The organism is Nocardioides sp. YIM 152588, from assembly GCF_040191335.1.
Lineage (GTDB): Bacteria > Actinomycetota > Actinomycetes > Propionibacteriales > Nocardioidaceae > Nocardioides.
The window spans coordinates 1-4,694 of sequence record NZ_JBEGDJ010000099.1; the positions used below are offsets into that span (position 1 = coordinate 1).

Annotated in this window: 4 protein-coding genes; all 4 read left to right on the forward strand. The window is 73.8% G+C overall.

The annotated features are described in order from the left end of the window. Positions 1-18: 18 nt before the first annotated feature. Positions 19-171: a hypothetical protein gene (locus tag ABLM29_RS22360; protein ID WP_502889312.1), complete on the forward strand. Its 153-nt coding sequence runs from the start codon at positions 19-21 to the stop codon at positions 169-171. Then, positions 168-2,111, forward strand: coding sequence for a CocE/NonD family hydrolase (locus ABLM29_RS22025; RefSeq protein WP_349716780.1), 1,944 nt, complete (start codon positions 168-170; stop codon positions 2,109-2,111). Before ABLM29_RS22360 ends, ABLM29_RS22025 begins: the two co-directional genes overlap by 4 nt. 124 nt (positions 2,112-2,235) lie before the next feature. Beyond that, complete coding sequence (locus ABLM29_RS22030) at positions 2,236-3,264, forward strand: hypothetical protein (protein WP_349716781.1); 1,029 nt, start codon at positions 2,236-2,238, stop codon at positions 3,262-3,264. Between the two features lie 143 nt (positions 3,265-3,407). Continuing rightward, a partial coding sequence (locus ABLM29_RS22035) for a glycosyltransferase family 39 protein (RefSeq protein ID WP_349716782.1) occupies positions 3,408-4,694 on the forward strand: 1,287 nt, incomplete at its 3' end.

Here is a 4,694-nt window from a genome sequence, read left to right on the forward strand (position 1 = left end):
GGCCGCGGGATCGACCCCCTGTTCACCGCCGTCGTCGAGGCCGCCGAGGAGGCCGTCCTGAACTCCATGCTCACCGCCCCGACCACCGTCGGCCGGAGCGGCCACACCAGCGAGTCCCTGCACTCCCCCGAGGTGCTCGCGCTCCTCGCCGACAACGGGGCGGCCCGATGACCGCCGCGGCGACCCGAGAGGTGCGGATCCCGGTCCGCGACGGCGTCGAGCTGGCGGCCACCCTCTACCTGCCGGATCCTGCGGCCGGCCCGCAGCCCGCGCTGCTGGAGGCGCTGCCCTACCGCAAGGACGACCTGACGTCGTCGTACGCCAGCGGGTACGAGGAGCTGCGCGACCGGTTCGGCTTCGCGGTCTGCCGCCTCGACCTGCGCGGCACCGGGTCGTCGTCGGGGGACGCGACGGACGAGTACCCGCCCGAGGAGCAGTCCGACCTGGTCGAGGTGATCGCCTGGCTGGCCGCGCAGGAGTGGTGCAACGGGCGCGTCGGCATGTACGGGACGTCGTACTCGGGCTTCAACTCGCTCCAGATCGCCTGCGAGGACGCGCCCGCGCTCGGCGCGGTCTTCGCGATCTACGCCAGCGACGACCGCTGGACCGACGACGTGCACTGGCGCGGGGGCGCGCTGCGGCTGGTCGACCTCGTCGACTACTGCCACTACATGACGCCGATGTGCGTGCTGCCCCCCGTCCCGGACGTGTGGGGCGAGGGCTGGGCCGAGGAGTGGCACCGCCGGCTGGAGGCCAACGAGCCGTGGGTGCTGACGTGGCTGCGGGAGGACCGCCACGGCGACTACTGGCGCGGAGGGTCGGTCCGCCTCGATGGCGCCGAGGGTGGCTACGAGCGGCTCGACGTGCCGACGATGCTGGTCGCGGGCTGGGCCGACGGCTACCGCAACAACTCCTTCCGCACCGTCGCGCGGCTGGCCGAGCACGGCGTGCCGCACCGGCTGCTCGCCGGGCCCTGGGCGCACGCGGACCCGCGCACGGCGATGCCGGGTCCACGGATCGACCTGGACGTCGAGATGGCGGCGTGGTTCGACCACTGGCTGCGGGTGCCGGACGGGACCGAGCCGGCGCCGTACGACTCCGTCAGCGACGTCTTCGTCCGCACCTCGACCGTGCCCGAGCCGGATCTGGACCTGCACGAGGGGTACTGGCTGCGGCTGCCGTCGGTGCCGCCGACCGCGCCGGCCCGTCTCGCGCTGGACGCGCCGGAGGACGGGACTGCGCTGCCGGTGCTCCCCGACACCGGCACCGCCGCGTGGATCGACTGCGCCGGCCACCTGCCGTGGGGCCTCTCCGGCGACCAGCGGTACGACGACGCCCGCTCGCTCACCTGGGACTCCGCGCCGCCCGCCGGCGCCGTCGTCGGCCACCCGCGGGTCGCGCTGCGGGTCAGCGCCGACCGCCCGGCCGCCTCGCTGTCGGTCAAGCTCTGCGACGTCCTCCCCGACGGCACGTCGGCACTGGTCAGCCGCGGGACGCTCGACCTGGCGTTCCGCGACGGCGTCCACGGCGCGCCGTCACCGCTGGTGCCCGGGGAGGTCTACGAGGTCGAGCTCGACCTCGACGCCTGCGCGTTCGAGTGGGCCCCCGGGAACTCGCTGCGGGTCAGCGTGGCCGGCACCGACTGGCCCAACACGGTCGCTCCCCCGGAGCCGGTGACCCTGACCGTCCACGGCGGCTCCCTGGCCCTGCCGGTGCTCGTCGGCGACCATCCGGCGCCGACCTTCACCCCGGGCGAGGAGCACTCCTCGGAGTCCGCCGAGGGCGTCGAGTGGTCGATCACCGACGACGTGCTGCGCCGCACCACCACCGCCCGCACCCACTCGGTCTCCGAGTACGAGACGCCCTACGACGGCACGGCCCGCGAGGACTACCTCGGCGAGGTCACCGTCGACCGCCGTACCCACCGCCAGACCGCGCACGCCGTCACGACCTTCGACCTCACGTGGCCCGGAGTCGAGATCAGCGTGGTGTCGACGATGGACGTCGAGGTGTCGGGCGCCGGGGTGGGCGTGGTGATCGGGACCGTGGCCTCGCGGGACGGGGAGGTCGTCTCGACGCGGGAGTGGCGGGAGTCGTTCCCGCGGGGCTGATGCCGGCTCGCCGCGTCACATGGATCCTGGTCGCTTCTCGGGCCGCAACCCGACGAGAATCCATGTGACGCGGCACCTGTGGAGAGCGCGCGCAGGCGCCCGCCGAAAGCGACACCCTCACCGCGTGCTTCTTCACGTCACCCGTCCGGGGGTGGTGGCCCCCGTCGCGGTCGACCCGACCGGGCGCACCGGCCCCACCCCACGTCAGTCGCGCGGCCGGGCGTGGCGTCGCACGAGCGCGAACCGGTTCGTGCCCGCCACGGTCGACCCCAGCCGGCTGGAGCAACGGATCGTGGAGGCGCTCGCGGTCGCTCCCGAGGGCTCCGCCATCACCGGCTGGGCGGCGCTGGCGTGGAGTGGCGCGCGATGGTTCGACGGTACGGCGGGCGGTCGCGACCCGCTCCCGGTCCCGGTCGCGCTCGACGACGACGGCACCGCGATCCGGTCCGCCGGGGTGCTGCTCTGCAACGACTGGCTGTTCGAGGGCGAGATCGTCACGGTCGACGGCGTCCCGGCCACGGTCCCGGAACGCTCGCTGTCGTTCGCCGTACGACGAGCGCGCTCCGACCGGGAGGCGATCGCCCAGATCGACATGGCCTACGCATCGAACCTCACCGCGCCCGGGCCCTTCGGGCTGCACCTCGCGCGGTTGGCCGGGCGACCAGGGATCCGCCGCGCGCGGCACGCCTACGCCCACGCCGACGAGAACGCGTGGTCGCCCATGGAGTCGGTCATGCGTTGCGTCTGGCAGGAGACCCACCAGCGCCCGCTGTGCAACGTGCCGATCTTCGACCACGACGGGAACCACCAGCTGACTCCGGACCTGTTCGATCCGGGCGCCGGGGTCGCCGGCGAGTACGACGGCGAGGTCCACCAGGGCCTCGGTCCCCGGCGTAGGGACCTCGGCCGCGAGGAGCTCTACAGGGACATGGGCATCGAGCTCGTCACGATGATGTCCACCGACCTGCGCGACACGAGCGCGTTCTCGGCCCGCCTCCGCAGCGCGTACCGCCGGTCGAACGCGTCCGGGAGCGGTGGCGGTCTCCCGTGGACACTCGAACAGCCCGAGTGGTGGGTGGATACCTCGACGGTCGCCCGACGCCTCGCGCTGACGGTGGCCGAGCACGCCGCCTGGCTCGGTCGGCGGGGCTGATGCCGGCTCGCCGCGTCACATGGATCCTGGTCGCTTCTCGGGCCGCAACCCGACGAGAATCCATGTGACGCGGCACCCACCCTCACAGCAACCCCACAGCCGGCACAGGGACGGCTGCCAAGCGGGCGCTCCAGCGTGGTCGCATGACCACCAGCCAGCTGGACCCGGCGCTGACGCAGCCGGCCCCGGAGGCCCCTCCCGGCAAGTCCCGGGACTGGTACCCGTTCGCGCTCGCCGGCCTGCTCCTCGCCACCGCGGTCCTCTACCTGTGGGGACTGAGCGCGTCGGGGTGGGCCAACAGCTTCTACTCCGCCGCCGCCCAGGCCGGGTCGGAGTCGTGGAAGGCGTTCTTCTTCGGCTCCTCCGACGCGGCCAACAGCATCACGGTCGACAAGACCCCGCTGGCGCTGTGGCCGATGGCGCTGTCGGTGCGGATCTTCGGGCTCTCCTCCTGGGCGATCCTGGTGCCGCAGGCGATCGAGGGCGTGCTGGCCGTCTGGCTGCTCACGGCATCGGTACGCCGCAGCACCGGCTCCTCGCCCGCCGGTCTGCTGGCGGGCGCTGCGCTGGCCACCACTCCGGTGGCGGCGCTGATGTTCCGCTTCAACAACCCCGACGCGCTGCTGGTGCTGCTGCTGGTCGCGGCCGCGTACGCCGTGCTGCGGGCCGTCGAGGGCGGCGTCCACCACCCGGTGCGCTGGGTGGCGCTGGCCGGCGCGCTGGTCGGGCTGGCGTTCCTGGCGAAGATGCTCCAGTCGTTCCTCGTGCTCCCCGCCTTCGTCGCGGTGGTGCTGATCGCCGGACGCGGGACCGTCCTCAAGCGGCTCGGCCAGCTGCTCGTCGCCTTCGCGGCGATGGTCGCGGCCGCCGGCTGGTGGATCGCGATCGTCGAGCTCTGGCCCGCCGCCAGCCGCCCCTACATCGGCGGCTCGCAGAACAACTCGATCCTCGAGCTGACGCTCGGCTACAACGGACTCGGCCGCCTCAACGGCAACGAGACCGGCTCCGTCGGCGGCGGTGCCGGACCGGGCGGCGGCGGCATGTGGGGCGAGACCGGGATCGGCCGGCTGTTCGGCTCCGAGATCGGCGGCCAGGTCGCGTGGCTGCTGCCGACCGCGCTCGTGCTGCTGGTGGCCGGGCTCTGGCTGGTCGGCCGGGCGCACCGCACCGACCGGGTCCGGGCCGCGCTCGTCGTGTGGGGTGGCTGGCTGCTGGTCACCGGGCTGACCTTCAGCTTCATGGCCGGCATCTTCCACGCCTACTACACGGTCGCACTGGCGCCGGCGATCGCCGCGCTGGTCGGCATCGGGGCGCACCTGCTGTGGCGGCACCGCGACGGCGTCGTGGCCGGCCCGGCCGCGGCGCTCGCGGTCGTGGTCACCGCCGTGATGGCGTTCGTCCTGCTCGGGCGCAGCCCCGACTTCCTGCCG

Coding starts and splice junctions, on each gene's coding strand:
- ABLM29_RS22025 (WP_349716780.1), top strand. CDS start 168: ATGACCGCCGCGGCGACCCGAGAGGTGCGGATCCCGGTCCGCGACGGC.